Consider the following 20,160-nt stretch of genomic DNA (forward strand, 5'->3'; position numbering starts at 1 on the left):
ATAGTTGCTCTTTTTGCTTATAATTGGATCAGCCAATAGCCAATCAAAATAATTCCTAAAACGATACGGTACCATCCGAAAACGGTAAAGTCATTCCGTTTGATGTAATTCATCAAGAAGCGGATCGCAATGATCGAAACGATGAATGATACGATGGTTCCTGTCAATAAGATGACGGTTCCTTGGAAATCAAAGGCATTGCCATCTTTCAAAAATTTGAAAATTTTTAATGCGCTGGCACCAAACATGGTTGGAATACCTAAGAAAAATGAAAATTCAGCAGCAACATAGCGAGAAGCGCCGATCATGATAGCACCTAAAATGGTGGCACCAGAACGAGATGTTCCTGGGATCAATGCCAATACTTGGAACATGCCGACGATCAAAGCCGCTTTGTAGGTGAATTTGTTCAAATCGGTGCATTTTGGTGCTTTATTTTTGTTTCGTTTTTCAACTACAATAAAGCCGATCCCGTAAACGATCAAAACGATCGAAACCGAAAAGAAATTGTAGAAATGCGCATCTAACCAATCATCTAACGGTAATCCGATAATAACCGATGGTAAGACCGCAACGATAACTTTAACCCATAACGTCCACGTATCTTTTTTCTCTATCTCATTTTTTTGCGGTGAAAAAGGGTTTAGTTTATGGAAATATAAGTAGACGACTGCTAAAATCGCGCCCAATTGAATGACAACATTGAACATCGTCATAAATTCGGGGGTAACATTCAAACCGATAAATTCGTCGGCAAGAATCAAGTGACCGGTGCTGCTAATTGGCAGCCATTCCGTGATCCCTTCGATGATCCCAAATAAAATCGCTTTTATAAAATTTGTAAAAAACATTGGTCCAGTCCTTTCTATGACAAAATACAACTCTTAGTATACCGTTTCCTGATTCGAATACCAATCTTTTTCCTAAAAAAAGAGGGCAGTTTTTAAAACAAAAACTGCTCCTTTATTAAAGAAATTGATTTGTTGTTCAACGTTCTTCTTTAGGATAAAAGCTCTTGAGAGAGCGCTAAGCCTTTTTTGATGTATTCTGTGTTACCAACTTCGGCGATCGTAAAGCTGCCATCTTCGTAGATCAGTCGAGTGACCGAACCATTTTCAATATCCATACGAACATTGTTCTCATCATTGATCAAATGCAAAAGAAAAGCGATCGTTAAGCCATGAGAAACAACTAACGCATTCCCGCCGCCTTTTTTCTCAACGCGATAGGCGATATCTTCAAAACCGGTTTTCACACGTTCGGTCAAAACGTCGAAGGTTTCTGCCCAGTTGGCTGTATCGGCGTGGTAAATCGCATTGGCGATCGCCTCAAACGAGACATGATTGGCAATCATCTCATCGTAATCAGGAAAATCAAGGATTCTTGGTAGAACGCCCCACATCTCTGCATCGTAGGCCCCTTCAAGGGAGCCAAAGCACCATTCACGAATCCGTTTGTCGATATGGTAAGGGATTTCCGGTCCGCGGACATGTTCACCTAAGATCAAACGCATAGTCTCAATCGCTCGGCCGCTGTCACTGGATACTGCTTCCACAAAATCCACATCGCGTAATCCAAGTCCTAAATAGTGGATGCCTTGTTCACCGGTTCGAGTTAATGGTGTGTCACACCAGCCTTGCACCCGCTGCAATGTGTTGAACATGGTTTTCCCGTGACGCACGACATACAATTCCGTTTTTGCCATAAGTAGTAATTCCTCCTTTGGTTCGTAATTCGTTTATGCGTTAAAAAACGGATTGGTCCGTTTCTCAATCTCGATCGTTGTTGGTTCCCCGTGGCCAGGATAAACGGCCATTTGATTCGGTAAAACAAAGAGTTGCGTTTGGATGCTGGTCAGCAATTGTTCCAAATTTCCGGTTGGCAGGTCTGTCCGCCCAATGCTGCCTTTGAATAAGGCGTCTCCGGAAACGACAAACTTGTCAAAAATAAAACTGACGCTGCCGATAGAATGACCCGGCGTTGCAACCACCTTAAAGGACATGCCAGCTATCTCATACTCTTTCAGTTCAAGCTCAATTTCTGCTGGACGTGCGGTGATGGGACCTAATTCAGGATGGCGTCCAGAAAGATTTTTCATAGGATCACTCAGCCACTCTTGCTCGAGCGGACTCACGTAAACGGGGATCTGATAATAATCCCGCAAATGGTCAACTGCGCCAATATGGTCATAATGAGTGTGGGTCAATAAAATCGCTGCTGGTTTTGCGCCGGTTTTTTCGATCTCAGCGATCAATCTCGCTGCTTCTGCTCCAGGATCAACAATCAACAAAAAATCTTCTTTCCAAATAAGGTAACAATTTTCTTGAACGGGCCCTGTCACTAAACCAATGATTTTCATGCTAAAACCTCCTAGGATCATAAATGCTTGTGTCTGACTATAAGTATAGCTTAAAGTATTAGAGGAAACAAAGAAAGGTTTTTAGGAGTGAAAAATTAATGATAAAAACGATAAACGTAGAAGACAATCGTCAGGCAGTCTGTCAATGGCTCAATCATTCATCTAAAAAAACGGAGGTAGTGAGTGCCTTTTTCGATCAAGAACAGCTCTCTTTGGCTTTTTTTGACAATCAGGATCAACTCGGTGGATTGATTGGGAAACGAACAGGCAATACGATCCATATTCAATTATTGGCAGTCAATCCAGACCATCAAAATCAAGGAATAGGGAAACAATTGATTCAAGCGCTCTTTGATTATGGGAAAAAAGTAGGATGTCGTTCTGTGACAGTCACCACCCAAGACTACCAAGCGCCGCATTTCTATCAAGCAGCAGGCTTCGAAACATTTGGTGTGCTTTCTGATACACCAGTGCTTGGTACAGATAAACTTTATTTTGTGAAGATGCTGTGAAAGATCCTTCTGAGGCAAGTGGTCAGATAAAGAATAGTTTGATGAGAGAAAAGCTTAGAATTATTGTGGGAATTCGAAAATTTTTCTAAGAAACCGCACTAGCAAAAAACTGCTGTTATACTAATTAAAATAAGAAAGCGTGTGATTCGTTTGAAACTGGTTTAGTTTTTGACGGAACTATGAACATTCTTCGTGACCAACTACGAGGAAAATGTGTCATCTCTATCTTGCGTTAGTTTTGATTGGTATACATCAACTTTTTTGTAAGAAGGTGTTTTTATGAAAAAATCGCTGCAATTTTTGTTGACTCTATGCTTCGCCGCATTCGTTTTAGCGAGCTGTGGCCAGGAGGAGTTAGCCATCGACGATTCAAAAGAAGCTTCTGAAACCGTTACTTCCGCCTCGAAAGCGGTTGAAAATGGCGGCCTTGATTTAATGCTGATCCAAGATGAGAGTGTCATCTTTCCGCAAAGCCAAGGGGTTTATGATTTTCATGAGAATGAATTGACGATCGTTAAGCAGTATTTGCCGATGGCGGATTTAGAAGATAGTTCTGCCAGCGCCAGCGATGTTACCCTGTATGAAGGCCAAATCGAAAGTGATTTTCAGCGACATTTTTCCCATTCAGAGGTTCAGCTGTCGAATGATCCCTATCAAATCTATGAGATCACCTACCAAGATGCATCCTACACGGTTGAAGGGAAGCATTTGACGATCAAAGCAGATGGACGGACCTTTGAGTTCACCTTAGATTTAGACAATCAACAAGCTTATGACCAAAATGGTGTCAGTTATGATATTCAGGTGGATCAATAATTTTCCTTAAAAAATATTCCTGCTTTACTTGCTTAGGTGAGTAGAGTAGGTTTTTTTATAAACTTTCGACAAACCCATTTTCTGGAAGTGGGAATGGTGTTGATTATTTGATGAGTAGGCATTTTGCCACAAGTGTTTTTTTAGGGATAAAACCTGTTTGGAGAAAATACCATTCGCAGAGGACGAAAAGCTGTTTCTGTTCGCTTTTCCAAAAGCAAACTATCCGCTATAATGGCAAACAAGAAGGTGAACACGTGTATAAAGGAAAAGTTGCGGTTAGAAAAATCGTAGAATTTATTTTGCGCCGAGGCGATATTGATAGCCGCAAAGTCAGTAATCATACCGCGCAAGAAGGCGCCCGGATCCATCGCCAACTACAAAAAGAGGCCGGGGATGGGTATCAAAAAGAAGTCTTCTTCAAACGAGAAAGCCAAATTGAGAAAGATGCCATCACTGTCGAAGGACGTGCCGATGGTCTCTTTTTTGATGCTTCCGTTGATTCTTGGGTGATTGATGAGATCAAAACTTCAGAACCAGCTTTCGAAGATATTCCTGATGATCAAATCGACTTGTTTTTTGCCCAGGGAATGGTTTATGCTTATTTGTTTTTACTACAAGAAAATGAACAAGCAGCGCTTAGTGAGAGTGAAGATCAGGAGAAAAAAGAAGCCGTTTCTGCTGATCAAGAAGAAGCGAAGAAGCCAATCGATCGGATTGCCGTACAATTGACTTATTATCAAACGACTGAAAAGCAGATTACTCGTACGAGAAGAACGTTTCAGTTTTCAGAACTGGCAGTTTTTTATAAAGACTTACTTCAGGAGTATCATAAGTGGCTAGTCTTTCAAGAGAATTGGCGTCGTGTCCGAAATACATCTTTGCAGCTGCTATCTTTTCCTTTTGAAACCTTTCGTAAAGGGCAGCGAGAGCTAGCAGCGGCGGCGTATAAAACACTAAAAAATGGCAAACGACTTTTTGCGGAAGCGCCCACTGGAACTGGAAAAACCATGTCAACATTGTTTCCCGCATTAAAAGTTCTCGGGGAAGAAGGGGCTGATCGGGTCTTCTATCTGACGGCGAAGACGATCACCAGACAAGTGGCTGAAGATGCATTGAGCAAGTTAGCAGACAACGGTAGTGAAACTAAGAGTGTCACGATCACTGCCAAAGACAAAATTTGCTTTTTGGATGAACGAAATTGTACGCCTGAGCATTGTCCTTATGCACAAGGCTATTACAATCGAATCAACGAAGCTTTGTGGGATCTGTTGCATCACGAAAACCAAATAACCCGAGAAGTGATCGAGACTTATGGAATGAAACATACGGTTTGTCCCTTCGAGCTTTCACTGGATGTCAGTGTCTTTTGCGATGTCATTATAGGTGATTATAATTATTTGTTTGATCCAACCGTTTATTTACGGAGATTTTTTGAAGAACCAGAAGAAGAGTATCTCTTTTTAGTAGATGAAGCCCATAACTTAGTTAACCGTTCAAAAGAAATGTATTCCGCAACAATCTCGCGACAGCCATTTAAGGAATTAAAGAAGAAGCTGCCGAAAGATCAACAGAAACTAAAACGCGCACTAAACAAAGTTGATAAAGAATTTGTGGCTATAGCCCAATTAGCAAAAGAGGAAGGATGGGAGTACCATCATCAAGCGGCTCCTCATGATACAATGGTCAACCAGCTTTACAAATTAGCTGAATTGATGAAGGAATGGTTGCCGGCAAATCCTGAGCATGAATTGCAAGAAGAAGTGTTGCAAGTGTATTTTGAAGCTAACCATTATTTGAAGATCAGTGAATTTTATGATGATCACTACGAAACGACGGTGGAGATCGACCGCTATGATATCAAACTACGGCAATTTTGCATCGAACCAGCGCCGTTTTTGGAATCCGTGTTAGATAAGGGCAAGGCCAGCCTGTTGTTTTCTGCGAGCTTTACCCCTTTGTCGTATTATCAAGAAGTATTAGGTGGCGGCGATGAAGCTTTGCGCTATCGCTTGCCAAGTCCTTTTGATCCGAAAAATCAGGGGATTTTTATTGCGGACTATATCCAAACGACGTATCGCCAACGTGAAGCCAGCATTCCTGCGATCGTTGATGCGATCCAGCAAATGACGGCAGCGAAAGCGGGAAACTATATGGTCTTTTTCCCCTCTTATCGTTACTTGGATGATGTGGCGGCAGCATTTTCTCAACAGACGCCAGAGGTGGAGGTCTTGATTCAGGGGACAGCTATGAATGAAGCTGAACGTGAAGCGTTTCTTGCAAAGTTTCAATCCGTGAATCAGCAAGAATCATCCGTGCTAGAAACAATTCAAGATAAACAAGAGAGTCAACCAAAAACATTGGTGGCATTTTGTGTCCTTGGAGGAATTTTTTCTGAAGGGATCGACCTAAAAGGCGATCGCTTGATCGGTGCCGCAGTGGTAGGTGTCGGACTGCCGCAAATCAATCACGAACAAGAATTGATTCGGGAATATTACGATGAAAAAAAGGCAGCTGGCTTTGCGTATGCCTATCAGCTGCCCGGGATGAATAAAGTCCTGCAAGCAGCCGGTCGAGTGATCCGAGATGTCAGCGATCGCGGCGTGGTGTTATTGCTGGATCAGCGCTTTCGGACACCGCGTTACCAAGAACTTTTCCCGCTACACTGGCAGCATGCCTTGCAGATTCGACGGCCGCAAGAGTTATCAAAGGCATTGACTCATTTTTGGCAAGAAAAAAACTAGAAGCAGAGCTTTCAGGAGAGGTTGTGCAAAATCAGCAGATAAAGCTGATTTTGCCTAACCAACACGTTAGACTCTGTTCTAGTTTTTTTATTAGCGATAATTTGTAAACTGTAAATCGATCGTTAAAGGCAGTTTACGCAATAATTGGATCACCTCTTGCAGATCGTCACGACTTTTGCCGGTTACCCGAATTTGATTGTCTTGAATTTGGGTTTTAACTTTTAGCTTGGCGTTTTTGATCGCTGTGGTTATTTTTTTGGCGTTTTCTTTATCGATGCCATTGATCAATTCTGCCGTTTGACGAGCTTTTGCCCCCAAGGCATGCTCCGTTTCGCCAAATTGTATATTTTTCGTTGGTACATTCCGTTTGATCAGCTTCGCAAAGAGCACATCTTTGATTTGCTCCAGCTTAAATTCGTCATCCCCAACAATCGTCAATTTGCCCTCAGTCATCTTGATTTCTACCGTGGAGCCTTTAAAATCAAATCGGTTTTTCAATTCTTTTTCCGCCTGTTGAATGGCGTTTTTCACTTCTTCTGTGTTGATCTCAGATACGACATCAAAACTTGCTTCTTTTGCCAAAATCAATCACTCCTCTCATCTCTTACTTATGATTTTAACATGGAGGCGAACGATGCGGGAATGAAAAGTAAATTTTTGCAAATAATTGTTTCATTTTTTCACACAAACTGCTATTCTTTGGAAGGAGATTTTTAGTGAAGGAGCTAGATCATTGTGAGTAAGTTATTAACGAAGCACGAACAATCAGAACGATTGAAAAAAATAGGGGTTATTTTGCTGTCAGGTATCACCGCAGCCATTGCTTTAAATTTCTTTTTGATTCCCGCAAACGTTCTTTCTGCTGGGATGAACGGGGTCGCCCAATTGATCGTGGCACTTGCCTTGGAACATTTTGGCGTTCACCTTAGTACAGGGCTGTTTATTTTCCTCTTAAACTTGCCTATTTTTGTTCTCGGGTTCATCAAACTCGGGAAATCATCGACACTATTGAGCTTTATCAATGTCGTTGTCGTTTCTGTCTTAACGATGATCCTTCCGCAAGGAGCGATCACTGACAATATTTTGGTTAACGCTTTGCTCGGTGGCGTACTGTTAGGCGTCGGCGTTGCGTTTTCACTGAAAATGGGTTTTACCACCGGCGGAATGGATATCCTTTCGTTGATATTATCAAAAACGACTGGAAAAACGGTCGGTAAATATATGTTTATTTTAAACGGCATCATTGTCATGGTCTCAGGTTTCGTCTTTTCTTGGGAAAGTGCCTTGTACACGATCATTTCGATTTTCGCGATGAGCTACGTGGTGGACATGCTGCACACAAGTCATCAAAAGGTAACGGCGATGATTATTACGACCAATGCGGAAGCTGTTGGGAAAAATATTTCTAAGCATGTGTTTCGCGGCATGACTTTGTTCCCCTCAGTCGGAGGGTATTCAGGCGTACCTGGCAATATGATCATGATGGTCGTGACGCGCTACGAGATCTACGATTTAGAACAAGCCGTTTTAGAAGCTGACGGCAATGCGTTTATTAATTTTGTGCCGACCCAATCGATTACAGGCCGTTTTGCGACAGATGATGAACAACGGACCTTTAAAACGACAGGAGTCTTCCCAGAACTGAAAATACACAAGAAAAGCCGTCCATAATCAAGGATCGTCCATTTACAAATCTTGCAAAAGAAGGTATTATTTGAAACAAGAATTAAAGGAGGTCTTCAACCGTGGCATATACTGAAGTAGAAGCAGAAGCAATCAAAGAGCGTGTCTTGGCTGCCTTGGAAACCGTGATTGACCCTGAGTTGGGGATTGATATAGTGAATCTAGGCTTAGTTTATGAAGTCGAATTTGATGCAGAAACAGGCAATACCGTAATCAAAATGACCTTAACAACAATGGGCTGTCCCTTAGCCGACGTATTGACTGAATCGATACACGAAGCATTAAGCGATATTCCAGAAGTCAAAAATCCAGAGGTAAAATTAGTTTGGTATCCCGCATGGACGACTGATAAAATGAGTCGTTATGCACGGATTGCTTTGGGGATTCGTTAAGGATTTTCAATCATACAATGGTGTTTCATATTTGTTAACTAGTTGGAATAAGCTGTTTTCTTAGGTGGTGGACAGTTGGCAAAATGAGGATATAAACACAGAACTCTTTTATTAACTTTGAAAAAGTTGGTAGAAGAGTTTTTTTATAGAATACTTTCTTAAATAAACAGTTACTTGGTGAAAAAGTTATGCTTTTTTACTAAAAGCATTAAAGAAAATCATATATTTTTAACCTGAAAGTTCAAAGTATTTTCCATTCATATGACAACTCAAAGTGAGTTAGTATTTAACTTTGCCGAAATAGTAATACTTTCTATAAACCTTCGATCATTTTGACAAAAAGAGAGCACAGATTAAATTCTTATTCATCCACATTGATAACCTTAAGGTGCATCCCAGAAAACATGTCTAAATAAACGTTACTGAATTTAGTCAGAGGCTTTGGGATACGATGAATTTTCCTTAAGGAGTCAATGTAGAATGAAGAAGGATGATTCTAGGAATGCTTTTTCAAAGGTCATGTGGTTTTATCCTATCAACTGACTCTTGGTTAACAAATATACAAATGTGTTCTATGCAACCATACATATAGGAAAACGATAGCCAAACTACAGTTTCGGTCAATCATTTAGCAAGTAACATATTTTTATTAGAGGTTCGAGATTAATTAATTGAATTAATGTATAATTATATTTAAGTTGTAAAAATGATTTGCTTGATTCCCTTGATCATAAAAAACAAAAAGGAGTGTGTTTTGTGGATTTTCTGTTTACTTTATTTGCTTTTATTTTCGTCGCAGTTATCTTATATCATATTGTCGAATTCTTAAAGGATCAATCTACGCCAGAAGTGGCAGTACTTGCCACGCTAGTAGACAAACGAATGACTAGTAGCACGAATATTGCTGCAAACGGCTTTACGAATCAATCCATTACCTATTATCTTTTATTTGAAATCGCAAGTGGCGAAAGATTAGAATTTAAAGTAGGGCATGGAAAATACAAATTATACGTCATCGGAGATACTGGAGTGTTGAGGTATCAAAGAAAAAGGTTTAATTCACTTGATAGGTAAAAAATTTGTATGTATATAGTATGTGTTTATTCGTTTTCAATTTAAAAAAAAGTTGAAAAGTCAATTAAAAAACTCCTATTCAAGTGTCTTATCATTTGAAATGATTTGAATTGTACGCTTTCGATGGAAAACGCAAGTATCATCGAGTAACACTTGAGAATTTCTCCTTACTGAGGTCGCATATTGAAACCAAGACCGAGGAAAGTTTCCTACGAGGATCGGCTCAATTTAGTTCATTCATCCGTTCGAATGGAAGAAGTGATGAGCTACCTATAGTTTTAAATACTCATAAATAGAATAGTTTGCTTCACCAAAACCTCTTGGCTCATTGCTAAGAGGCTTTTTTGTTTTTACCTGGCTTCAAAATAGTTCCAAGAAGGAAAAATCGTTCTTGGTTTTTCACAAACATTTTCTCATTCAAGTAACAAATATAGAACTTGAAATGCAAAAAGTGTTACTTGTGAGGTACATCCGACGCACCTTACAATGAACATGTAAAATAAGAAAGAATGAATGGAGTTGAACATTTGTGAAAAAAATGAAGGCTGCGTTGATGTATGGACCAGGAGATATTCGCTATGAACAAGTAGAGCGACCCTGCTGTCCAGAGGGAGGTTTTCTATTGAAGGTTAAGGCAGTTGGTCTGTGCGGCTCTGATATTCGCAATTTGCTGACCGATTCAAAAGCGGGGCGCTACCCTCATATTTATGGACACGAAATCGTTGGTGAGATCGTCGAAATTGATGAAAATGTGACGAAGTATCAAAGAGGGCAGATGGTTTATGTATACCCTATGGCTCATTGCCTACGTTGCGAAAATTGTCGTAATGGGAAGCACGAATGTTGTACGGAAGCTGAAAGTTATACCGATCTTCAAGGTGGTTTTGCAGAGTATATAGCATATAGTGCAACAAGAGTAGAACGAGGAGCGATTTTTGAAGTGCCAGAAGGACGAGAGCCTATCGCGGCAACATTAGCTGAACCCTTATCCTCCACTTATGCATGCATGGAGAATATTCAGGTTTCGTTAGGCGATTCGGTCGTCATTATTGGTGCAGGTCCAATTGGGGTCTTTTTAGCGATTCTAGCAAGGATTCGCGGAGCAAGCAAGGTAATCGTGATTGATAAAAATGCTGACAGACTAGCTCTTATGGAAGCGTTTAATGTGGATCATAGGATCGATTCTTCCAAAGAAGATTCTGTAGAAAAGGTGAAAGAGTATACGAATGGACATGGCGCACATAAAGTGATTTCAGCTAATCCATCAATAGAAGCACAGCAACAAAGTATTTTTATGGCTAGAAAATGTGGAATTGTCGTCTTTTTTGGTGGTGTAGCAAAGAATCAATTAACGCCTATAGATACGAATGCAGTTCATTATAACAATCTCTGGATTTATGGTCATTATGGTGCAAATAGTATTCAAGTCGAAAAATCTTTCCATTTATCCTTATCTGATCAGTTTCCTGCTGAAAAAATTATTTCTCATGTTTTGCCTTTAGCTGACATCAATCAGGCCATCGAATTGACGAGAGAAGGGAAGGCGTTAAAAGTCGTTTTACTACCAGAAGAAGAGTATAAAATTTATTCTTTATTGAAATCTCAAAAATAGAGTAAGGAAAGGAGGAGAAAGAAAATGAATAAAAAAATTGAGATCTATATTGCTTGTGGTAGTGGGATCGCCACGTCAACGGTTGTTCAAGAGAAAGTCAAACAAATCTTAGCTCAGAGCAACATTCAGGCTTCCATCACCAAAGGGAATATTAATCAAATTCCCTCAAAAGCAGAAACAGTGGATTTAATCTTGGTGACTACTCGATATGTCAAGCCAGTAAAAGTACCGATTCTTCCTGTTTTCAGTTTGATATCGGGAATCAACGAAGAGCAGACCGCGCAGAAAATCGTTGAAGAGTGCCATCGAATTATAAAAGGGGGATAAAAATGGAAGCTGTATTATCAGTTATTCAAAACATCATGGATATGGGGGCATCGGTTATGCTACCCGTTGTCATTTTTATTTTAAGCTGTGTCTTTAGGATGAAAATTGGCAAAGCACTTAAAACTGGGCTTTTAGTCGGCATCGGCTTTCAAGGGTTGGGGCTTGTTGTAGGACTCCTGGGTACTTCCTTGCAACCAGCCATCGATTATTATCAGGAAATGGGATCAGGATATACCACGATGGATGTTGGCTGGGCTGCTGTGGGAGCGGCTTCGTGGTCAGTACCTTTTGCAGCGATTGCTATTTTGATGATCGTGGGATTAAATGTATTGTTTATTCTTTTGAAATGGACAACGGTCATGAATGTCGACATTTGGAACTATATTCATTTTTTGATTCCTGGAGCATTAGCGTATGCCTTGTTTGATAGTTTTTGGCTAGGTTTGACTGTTACGGTTGGCTTATCAATTGTCACTTTATTCGTGGCTCAGTGGTTTGCTCCAAGATGGGAGGCGTATTACGGACTGGAAGGCACGACTTGTACGACATTTTCATTTATTACTTTCGCTTATCCTTTTGGACTATTAGTAAATAAATTGATTGATCTGATTCCTGGTCTTAACAAAATCGATATCAGTTTGGAAAAAGTCGAAAGTAAAATTGGTTTTTTTGGAGATCCAGCAGTTATCGGTTTGTTGGTCGGAACTTTTCTAGGCGTATTGACACGCCAAGAATTTACGGTAGCGATTTCTATGGGGGTTGGAGTTTCAGCAGTACTAGTACTGATACCCAAAATGGTTTCTGTTATGATGGAAGGCTTGACTGCGATCGGGGAAGCTGCCAAAGAATTTATGAAGAAACATATTGGCGAAGGGAAAAAATTATATATCGGCATGGACATTGCTCTTGGTCTTGGAGATCCGACAGCGATCACAACGACAGTGATTCTGATTCCGATAGCAATATTCTTAGCATTTATTATCCCTGGTATGCATTATTTTCCAGTTGGTGTTTTAACAGTAATCGTATATATGATTCCACTACTAGCATTAGCATCAAATGGCAATCTTTTTCGAACGCTTGTCACTGGCTTTTTCTTCTTAGTTATCGTTCTAATTGGAACAAACACCTTTGCACCTGAAGCAACCGAAATGATGAATGCGACCGGTGTACCTGTGGAAGGGGTTGTGACAGATAGTTTCTGGGGCTACAATTTAGCAAATATTATAATCAGCTTATTTCATCGAATCGCTGGGTAATTGACCAAATGAATAAACGAATTGTTGACAAAATAAATGGCTTAGTGGGAGAGAAATAGTGTATGAAATTTAAAGCAATCGAATTGAATGAGCGCTCCAATATAGAAGTGATTAAACAATGCGGACTTGAACTGCTTAACGAAGGGCTCGTCGGGAATAGTTTTATCGAGTCTTGTATCGAACGCGAACATCATTTTCCTACTGGTCTGCCAGTTGACCCGCCAGTTGCGATTCCGCATACCTTTGATCTCTCTGTGAAAGAATCTTCTGTCTGTTACGCAAGACTAAAAAAGCCTGTGACTTTTAAACAGATGGATACGCAAGTAGATGACTTAGCAGTCGAACATGTATTTTGCATGGCACTAAAAGATGAGCATACCTATATTGAATTTCTTCAAAAATTGATTTTAAGCATCCAATCTCGAAATTTTATTGTTCAATTAAGCAAGTGTGAACCTGAAAAACTTGTTGATTTTCTAAGAGAGAATTTGTCTATTCATTAAGGAGGAGTGCTGTGAGGAAAATTACTGCTGAAATCATCTATCTCCTACTATATAACAAAATAACGAAAATTAGATTGGAGCAACTTTATAAAAACTTGAATCTCTCGCCAAAGAAATTCACGAGTGAAATCAAAGTCTTGAACTCGTTTCTAAATACTCACGATATGCCGCAAGTGAAAATTGAAAGCGGATACTTACAGGTTCCTGATGAACTTGATTTGTCAGAAGCTTATCAGCTTGTTTTAGAATTGTCCCCTTACGACTATTCCTTGAATCCTGATGAAAGACGCACATTACTTCTGATCAATTTATTGATAACAGAAGATGTTCTTACGATGGATCATTTTGCTGATTTGTTTTACGTCAGTCGATTAACAATCATCCGCGATATCAATACGTTGAAAAAACAAGAAGTGATCATGAGTAAATATATCGAAACGCTTAGGGGAGAAGGGGTTATCCTTAAGATGATTCAATCGGAGAAAAGAGAGTATTTGTTTACATTGTTTTTAGAAAATATAGACGCAAAAGGATACATTAATTATGTCGGGATGCAAATCCTTCGGTCATTTGACGGGTCAATGGAGTATTTAGACTTTCTGGGATTCATTTTTAACGAGTTAAAGTATTCAGAAAAGTATCAGCAGTTTGATCTTTTCGTCTATATTTTTATCGTTATCAATATGCCCCGCAAAGAACAAGGTGAATCTCCCAAATTTGTCGTTATGTCGGAAAACCTGAGCATACTCATCGATCAAATTGAAAAAAGATTTGATCGAACGATCTCTTTCGAAGACAAACAGGCAATAGCAGAATTTTGTCATTTGAAAAAGCGAAAAAATGTGAAGGATGCTGAATTGTATAATTTGGTCATCTATTTTCTGAATAAAATTGATGAAGATTTAGGGACGACTCTAAAGTACGAATTTGACTTAATTTCTGATCTATACAATCACTTACAAATTATTGAAGAAGAGAACATTATTTTGGATATTGAAAATATCGGTCTTTTGCGGCATCAGTTTATGGATATTATCGTAGCTGTAAGGGCTAATAGTGGTGTCATTGAAAACTACCTGTCCCGATCCTTCAATGAATCATTTATTACTACGATCGCTATTCATATCGCAACTGCCTTAACCCGACAAGAATATAAGATGAGCAAAATCGATATCTGGATCGTGTGTGAAAATTTATCGATAGCGAAAATGATTGCTATGAAAATTAGTCGATACAAGCAGTTCAAAATTATGAATGTGCTAACACTTGCTACTTATCGTAAGATGTGCTTCCGTCAAAAAGCCAATCGTTTAATCTTAACTGCTGATCCTTTGCCTTTTTTGGAAGAGGATGTTTTAAGGATAACACCTTTTGTGACTCAAGAAGATATCCAAAAAATAGTAAAGACGGTTGACCGTTTGTTTACGATTAATGAAGAAGAGACTGAAGAAAAATTTGATCAATTTGTCCAACAACCACAAAGAAAATTGCATGATTACTTGTTAAATTCGCATGTTATCAGAATCGACCAAAAATGTTCTTGGGAGCATTCTTTACGCTTAGCAGGGAAAGTGTTGACACATAACGAGTGTATTGAGCAGAGCTATGTAGAAGAAGTCGTTGAAAATGTGAAACAAAATGGACCTTATATCGTAATAAGTGAAGGTGTTGCTTTAGCTCATGCGAACAATCGGGGAAATGTCCACCGTAGCACGATTAGCCTCTTGACGAATAAACAAAAGATCTCTTACGGATCTGAGGATTATTTTCAAGTGACTTATGTTTTCTTCGTCGCTCTTGTAAGAAGTGAAGAATATTTAGAAATTGTTGAAGATATTATGTTTCTTGGGAAATATGGATTGATTGAAAAATATTTACGTTTTAGACAGGAGGAACCCGATGGATTATTTAGAAGAAAGGAAATTCATATGTAAGATTGCCAAATCTTTATTTGACAGGAAGCTAACGGATGCTGCTGGTGGCAATATCTCTATAAAAGTTTCAGAAGATCATTTCTTGATGACACCTACTTTGGCATCTGTTCAGTATCTGTGGGAATTAGAGGCAGCGCAAATTCTTTTGGTAGATAAGAAACTATCCCTCATCGAAGGTACTGGTCACTTGACCAGGGAAATCAATATGCATATGAGTTTTTATCACTCAGATCCACGGATCAAAGCAGTGATTCATGCTCATCCATTAAATTTGATGGTTTACAGTTGTATAGGGACTGACATGCCCATCGTCTGTGAAAACCTTCGTTTCGGACCGGCTACGATCCGTTGTTTGGATTATGCACCTGCAACAACTGAAAAGTTAGCACACTTGGTTGGTGACTACTCTCAAAACATGGTGACAAATGAAGCAAAACTACCTTATGGAATGTTATTGCGAGAACATGGGGTAATTGTTGGAGCCACTAATTTGGCTTTTGCAAATGATTATCTGGAAAGACTAGAAACAAATGCTTATGTGCATTTACATTCGCAAGCGCTTCTCCAGCAGGGCTATGAATATTATACTGACAAAACAAACGTTACCTATGAATCCCGTGAATGAAGATTGGAGGAGAGTAGATGAGGGCTGGTTTCTTAATTGGACTGAATGAATTTGAGATTCGAGAAATGGATGTTCCACAATGCCATCAGAATGAAGTGATTGTAAAAGTAGAAGCTTCAGGAATCTGTGGGTCAGATATCCACAAAATGAGTAAAGGCTGGAAATACCAGTTACCCATGATCATGGGGCACGAGATGGCTGGGACTATTGTAAAAGTTGGTCGTTCTGTTCATCATTTAAAAAAAGACGATCGGGTCGCTGTTGTCCCGTTTATTCCTTGTCGTAACTGTGCATACTGTGCTATCGGGAAGTATCAATTATGTACGGACTATATCATGATGGGATCGCAACGGTTTGGGGGATTTGCAGAGTACGTATCCGTGCCAGCGAGCAATATCGTGAAAATAGGGACTAAGTTGTCTTTTGAAGAAGCGGCCATGATTGAGCCTCTTGCTGTCTCAGCGCATGGTGTTTATGGAATCGAACCTAAAGTGGGCGATGTCGTTGCAGTTTTTGGGTTAGGAACGATTGGATTGCTGACGATCCAATGGTTAAAAATTGCGGGTGTGAAAACGATCATTGGTATTGATATTCAATCAGAGAAACTGGAACAAGCAATAGATTTAGGTGTCACCGATACGATTAATCCTATTCTTCAAGATCTTGAAACAGAGATCTCCCGAATAACGGATGGTTTAGGCGTGGATATTGCAATGGAATGTGCAGGTACTAAAATAACCGAAGAACAATGTCTCTTAGTGACAAAAAAAGGCGGGAAAATTGGATTTCAAGGGATCGCTTATTCTGATGTTTTGATTAGACAACGAGCATTTGAAAAAATCTTTCGCAGTGAATTAACCATTAAGGGTTTTTGGAATAGTTATTCTGCACCTTTCCCAGGTAAAGAATGGTTTGATTCAATCACCTTTTTAGAAAGCGGACGCTTGAGTGTCAGTCATATGATTTCCCATCGCTTTCCATTAGAGGATCTTCAAAGAGCATTTGATTTAGCGGTAAATAGAAGTGAAAGCTTTAATAAAATCATGATCATGCTCTAAAAAAACATTTGAGTACAATATAAACAGATTGTTTTCAAAACCATATTTATTCAGTAAGTTTTAACAAGCTGTATGGATATGGTTTTTTTGATTTGCTACTCTGATTACAGAGGTTGCTCCTTCTAAAACCTGTCCCACTCAAAGACATCGTTGCATTTTCAGAAATGAAACGGTAAACTAGTTGAAAAGATTGGAGGAATGAATCAATGTTAGCTACGAATTTTGGGAAATTTACATATAAAAATCCGTTTATGAATGCATCAGGAGTCCATTGTATGACGATCGAGGAATTAGATGAATTAGCATCATCAACAGCTGGATCATTTGTCACGAAGAGTGCAACACTAGAAGCGCGTGCCGGAAATCCAGAACCACGTTATACCGATTTACCGTTAGGAAGCATCAATTCGATGGGATTACCAAATCTAGGGGTGGACTACTACTTAGACTATGCCATCAAAAAACAGCAGGAAATGACCCAGCAAGCGCCCTTCTTTTTCTCTGTCGCTGGTATGAGCGTGGCTGAAAACATTGAGTTATTGAAGAAAATCCAAGAAAGTGATTTTGAAGGAATCACTGAGTTAAATCTTTCTTGTCCAAACGTGCCAGGAAAACCCCAAGTTGCCTATGATTTTCCTTTGACCGATCAAATTCTGGAAACAGTCTTTGGTTTTTTCACAAAACCTTTAGGTGTCAAATTGCCGCCATACTTTGATTTGGCTCACTTTGATGAGATGGCTAAGATATTTAACAAGTATCCGTTAACCTACATCAATTCAATCAACAGTATTGGGAATGCTTTATTCATCGATCCTGCTACTGACTCGGTAGTCATCAAACCAAAAGATGGGTTTGGTGGTCTAGGAGGCGAATATGTGAAACCAACGGCATTAGCCAATGTGCGGGCTTTCTATACACGTCTCAAGCCAGAAATCAAAATTATCGGTACTGGTGGGATTCGTAATGGTCAAGATGCGTATGAACATTTGTTATGTGGCGCTTCTATGTTGCAGATCGGCACAGAACTGCAAAAAGAAGGACCAGCGATCTTTGAACGATTGACGAAAGAATTAGCAGCGATCATGAAAGAAAAAGGCTATCAATCAATCAGTGAATTTCATGGGAAATTAAAAACGATTGATTAAGAACGATTTTGAATGCTTTACTATCCGCTTCTTTTTATAGAAGAAAGGAGGTTTTTAATGGAGAAGTTTCGTAAAACAACGGAGGAAGATCTGGTTGAGTTGATGGCGCTTTTTGAAGAAGGCATTGCTTTCTTAAAAGCACAAGGATCTCCGCAATGGCAAGATGGGTACGGTCCTAAAGAAAATCAAATCAAAGCAGATATTGCCAATGGTGAAAGCTATGTGTTGGTGAAAGATGGAAAAATCGCAGCGTCTGCCGCGTTGGTTTCTGGTGATGATCCTGTCTACAATGCAATTACCGGCGCAGGGTGGGAAGGAAACGGTCCATATCTATCCATCCATCGCGTCGTTGTCAGTTCTCATTTTAAAGGGCAAAAGTTAAGCGCCAAATTGCTGCAAGCTCTTGAAGTGGTTGCATTAGAGCAAGGAATCGTTGATTTACGTATCGATACGTATAAAGCCAATATTGGTATGCAAAAGAATATCCAAGCAGCTGGCTATCAATACAAAGGAGAGGTAACATTCCCTTTTCCGAACGGAGAGCGATTGGCTTTTCAAAAACGTTTGACCGCAAGCTAAACATTCTATTCCATGAGTGTTACTTGGCTGAATTAATGGAATAGTTGTGTCAAAGTGAATTTTTGGTATGAAAATGCGGATAATGGTTGTCAGAATCCTTTCGGCTTGCTAAGATAAGCACGTAAAGGACGGTGCCAAATGAAGAAAAGAATCAAAAAGAAAAAAGCTTATAAAAAATATATCCATGATATTTTTGCGGGTTATGAAGAAATGCTTGAGAATCCAGCGATCAATGAGAAGAAGTTTTCTTATCTGAAAGAAGAAACAACCTTAAAACGAGACGATCAAAATCAGATCCGTTTTCGTACGATCGATATTGATTAAACTACCTATTTTGGGTAGTTTTTTTGTTTATCTCGACTTAGTTGAAAATTTTTCAGAAAAAAGCTTGCTCTTTCATTCTTAGAATGATAAAGTATTCAACGTTGGCAATTGAGCCAGCGGGTCAAAAATGCTTTTGAAAAAACTTCGAAAAAAGACTTGACCAAAAATGAAACAGATGATATTATAACGAAGTCGCAATCTTAAAACAGTTAATCGATGTTGATACATCAACAAAATTAATTGGAAAAAGTTATTGACAAATAACAAATCATTTGTTATTCTAATAAAGTCGCTGAGACAGCCGCTGCGAAGTTGAAAAACAACGAGCGAAAAAACTTTTAAAAAAGAGTTGACAATCAACTGTCGCTCTGATATGATATAAAAGTTGCTAACACAGCACGGTAGACCTTTGAAAACTGAACAAAGCAAGCAAACGAACCAATGTGTAGGACGTTTCAATTTATTGAAACAAATACATGCAAGCAATAGCTAGCAAAGTTAATTTTTATGAGCTTAATGACCGTATGGTCATTCAAACAAATCATTATGAGAGTTTGATCCTGGCTCAGGACGAACGCTGGCGGCGTGCCTAATACATGCAAGTCGAACGCTTTTTCTTTCACCGGAGCTTGCTCCACCGAAAGAAAAAGAGTGGCGAACGGGTGAGTAACACGTGGGTAACCTGCCCATCAGAAGGGGATAACACTTGGAAACAGGTGCTAATACCGTATAACACTATTTTCCGCATGGAAGAAAGTTGAAAGGCGCTTTTGCGTCACTGATGGATGGACCCGCGGTGCATTAGCTAGTTGGTGAGGTAACGGCTCACCAAGGCAACGATGCATAGCCGACCTGAGAGGGTGATCGGCCACACTGGGACTGAGACACGGCCCAGACTCCTACGGGAGGCAGCAGTAGGGAATCTTCGGCAATGGACGAAAGTCTGACCGAGCAACGCCGCGTGAGTGAAGAAGGTTTTCGGATCGTAAAACTCTGTTGTTAGAGAAGAACAAGGATGAGAGTAAAATGTTCATCCCTTGACGGTATCTAACCAGAAAGCCACGGCTAACTACGTGCCAGCAGCCGCGGTAATACGTAGGTGGCAAGCGTTGTCCGGATTTATTGGGCGTAAAGCGAGCGCAGGCGGTTTCTTAAGTCTGATGTGAAAGCCCCCGGCTCAACCGGGGAGGGTCATTGGAAACTGGGAGACTTGAGTG

Annotated in this window: 20 protein-coding genes and 1 rRNA gene (1 of these 21 running past the window's edge); 17 read left to right on the plus strand and 4 right to left on the minus strand. The window is 39.7% G+C overall.

What is annotated here, in order from left to right; translation table 11 throughout:
• Positions 1–17 precede the first annotated feature (17 nt).
• The 3 genes from IGI84_RS07235 to IGI84_RS07245 form a co-directional block, all read right to left on the minus strand.
• Positions 18–851, minus strand: a complete 834-nt coding sequence (locus tag IGI84_RS07235; RefSeq protein WP_081118973.1) for an undecaprenyl-diphosphate phosphatase — start codon at positions 849–851, stop codon at positions 18–20.
• Positions 852–1,000: 149 nt separating this feature from the next.
• Positions 1,001–1,705, minus strand: a complete 705-nt coding sequence (locus IGI84_RS07240) for a histidine phosphatase family protein (RefSeq protein WP_077453728.1) — start codon at positions 1,703–1,705, stop codon at positions 1,001–1,003.
• A 33-nt stretch (positions 1,706–1,738) separates the two neighbouring features.
• Positions 1,739–2,359 carry an MBL fold metallo-hydrolase gene (locus IGI84_RS07245; RefSeq protein ID WP_077453727.1) on the minus strand — a complete coding sequence of 207 codons (621 nt, stop codon included), beginning with the start codon at positions 2,357–2,359 and terminating at the stop codon, positions 1,739–1,741.
• Between the two features lie 98 nt (positions 2,360–2,457).
• On the opposite strand from IGI84_RS07245, the gene IGI84_RS07250 reads away from it, so the two are divergent.
• The 3 genes from IGI84_RS07250 (at position 2,458) to IGI84_RS07260 (ending at position 6,428) form a co-directional block, all read left to right on the plus strand.
• On the plus strand, positions 2,458–2,871 hold the full coding sequence (locus IGI84_RS07250; protein WP_200124914.1) for a GNAT family N-acetyltransferase: 414 nt from the start codon (positions 2,458–2,460) through the stop codon (positions 2,869–2,871).
• A 279-nt stretch (positions 2,872–3,150) separates the two neighbouring features.
• Positions 3,151–3,687, plus strand: coding sequence for a hypothetical protein (locus tag IGI84_RS07255; protein ID WP_081118975.1), 537 nt, complete (start codon positions 3,151–3,153; stop codon positions 3,685–3,687).
• 254 nt (positions 3,688–3,941) lie between these two features.
• On the plus strand, positions 3,942–6,428 hold the full coding sequence (locus IGI84_RS07260; RefSeq protein WP_200124912.1) for an ATP-dependent DNA helicase: 2,487 nt from the start codon (positions 3,942–3,944) through the stop codon (positions 6,426–6,428).
• Between the two features lie 90 nt (positions 6,429–6,518).
• Here IGI84_RS07260 and IGI84_RS07265 read toward each other — a convergent pair whose 3' ends face one another.
• Positions 6,519–7,010: a YajQ family cyclic di-GMP-binding protein gene (locus tag IGI84_RS07265; protein WP_005230187.1), complete on the minus strand. Its 492-nt coding sequence runs from the start codon at positions 7,008–7,010 to the stop codon at positions 6,519–6,521.
• Positions 7,011–7,163: 153 nt separating this feature from the next.
• Between IGI84_RS07265 and IGI84_RS07270 the strand changes: the two genes are divergently transcribed.
• The 14 genes from IGI84_RS07270 to IGI84_RS07335 form a co-directional block, all read left to right on the plus strand.
• Positions 7,164–8,099, plus strand: a complete 936-nt coding sequence (locus IGI84_RS07270) for a YitT family protein (protein WP_005230189.1) — start codon at positions 7,164–7,166, stop codon at positions 8,097–8,099.
• Between the two features lie 74 nt (positions 8,100–8,173).
• A complete protein-coding gene (locus tag IGI84_RS07275; RefSeq protein WP_005231940.1) occupies positions 8,174–8,503 on the plus strand; it encodes a metal-sulfur cluster assembly factor in 330 nt (109 codons plus the stop codon).
• 756 nt (positions 8,504–9,259) lie between these two features.
• Positions 9,260–9,577 (plus strand): DUF2500 domain-containing protein, encoded by a 318-nt coding sequence (locus IGI84_RS07280; protein WP_081118978.1) that lies wholly within the window; start codon positions 9,260–9,262, stop codon positions 9,575–9,577.
• Positions 9,578–10,115: 538 nt separating this feature from the next.
• Positions 10,116–11,189, plus strand: coding sequence for an alcohol dehydrogenase catalytic domain-containing protein (locus IGI84_RS07285; RefSeq protein ID WP_233619169.1), 1,074 nt, complete (start codon positions 10,116–10,118; stop codon positions 11,187–11,189).
• 24 nt (positions 11,190–11,213) lie between these two features.
• On the plus strand, positions 11,214–11,516 hold the full coding sequence (locus IGI84_RS07290; RefSeq protein ID WP_005236235.1) for a PTS sugar transporter subunit IIB: 303 nt from the start codon (positions 11,214–11,216) through the stop codon (positions 11,514–11,516).
• A gap of 2 nt (positions 11,517–11,518) precedes the next feature.
• A complete protein-coding gene (locus IGI84_RS07295; protein ID WP_081118979.1) occupies positions 11,519–12,775 on the plus strand; it encodes a PTS transporter subunit IIC in 1,257 nt (418 codons plus the stop codon).
• A gap of 62 nt (positions 12,776–12,837) precedes the next feature.
• Positions 12,838–13,278: a PTS sugar transporter subunit IIA gene (locus IGI84_RS07300; RefSeq protein WP_008381342.1), complete on the plus strand. Its 441-nt coding sequence runs from the start codon at positions 12,838–12,840 to the stop codon at positions 13,276–13,278.
• An 11-nt stretch (positions 13,279–13,289) separates the two neighbouring features.
• Positions 13,290–15,212, plus strand: coding sequence for a PTS sugar transporter subunit IIA (locus IGI84_RS07305; RefSeq protein ID WP_220426104.1), 1,923 nt, complete (start codon positions 13,290–13,292; stop codon positions 15,210–15,212).
• Positions 15,178–15,837 carry a class II aldolase/adducin family protein gene (locus IGI84_RS07310; protein ID WP_081118981.1) on the plus strand — a complete coding sequence of 220 codons (660 nt, stop codon included), beginning with the start codon at positions 15,178–15,180 and terminating at the stop codon, positions 15,835–15,837. Before IGI84_RS07305 ends, IGI84_RS07310 begins: the two co-directional genes overlap by 35 nt.
• A gap of 17 nt (positions 15,838–15,854) precedes the next feature.
• Positions 15,855–16,895: a galactitol-1-phosphate 5-dehydrogenase gene (locus tag IGI84_RS07315; protein ID WP_200127608.1), complete on the plus strand. Its 1,041-nt coding sequence runs from the start codon at positions 15,855–15,857 to the stop codon at positions 16,893–16,895.
• Between the two features lie 206 nt (positions 16,896–17,101).
• A complete protein-coding gene (locus IGI84_RS07320) occupies positions 17,102–18,040 on the plus strand; it encodes a dihydroorotate oxidase (protein ID WP_430600941.1) in 939 nt (312 codons plus the stop codon).
• A 57-nt stretch (positions 18,041–18,097) separates the two neighbouring features.
• Positions 18,098–18,619 carry a GNAT family N-acetyltransferase gene (locus tag IGI84_RS07325; RefSeq protein WP_081118984.1) on the plus strand — a complete coding sequence of 174 codons (522 nt, stop codon included), beginning with the start codon at positions 18,098–18,100 and terminating at the stop codon, positions 18,617–18,619.
• 138 nt (positions 18,620–18,757) lie between these two features.
• Positions 18,758–18,943 (plus strand): hypothetical protein, encoded by a 186-nt coding sequence (locus IGI84_RS07330; protein WP_005236216.1) that lies wholly within the window; start codon positions 18,758–18,760, stop codon positions 18,941–18,943.
• Positions 18,944–19,485: 542 nt separating this feature from the next.
• A 16S ribosomal RNA gene (locus IGI84_RS07335) occupies positions 19,486–20,160 on the plus strand; it runs 885 nt beyond the window's last position.

The sequence above is a fragment of the Enterococcus sp. DIV0008 genome (assembly GCF_050542615.1).
Lineage (GTDB): Bacteria > Bacillota > Bacilli > Lactobacillales > Enterococcaceae > Enterococcus_D > Enterococcus_D innesii.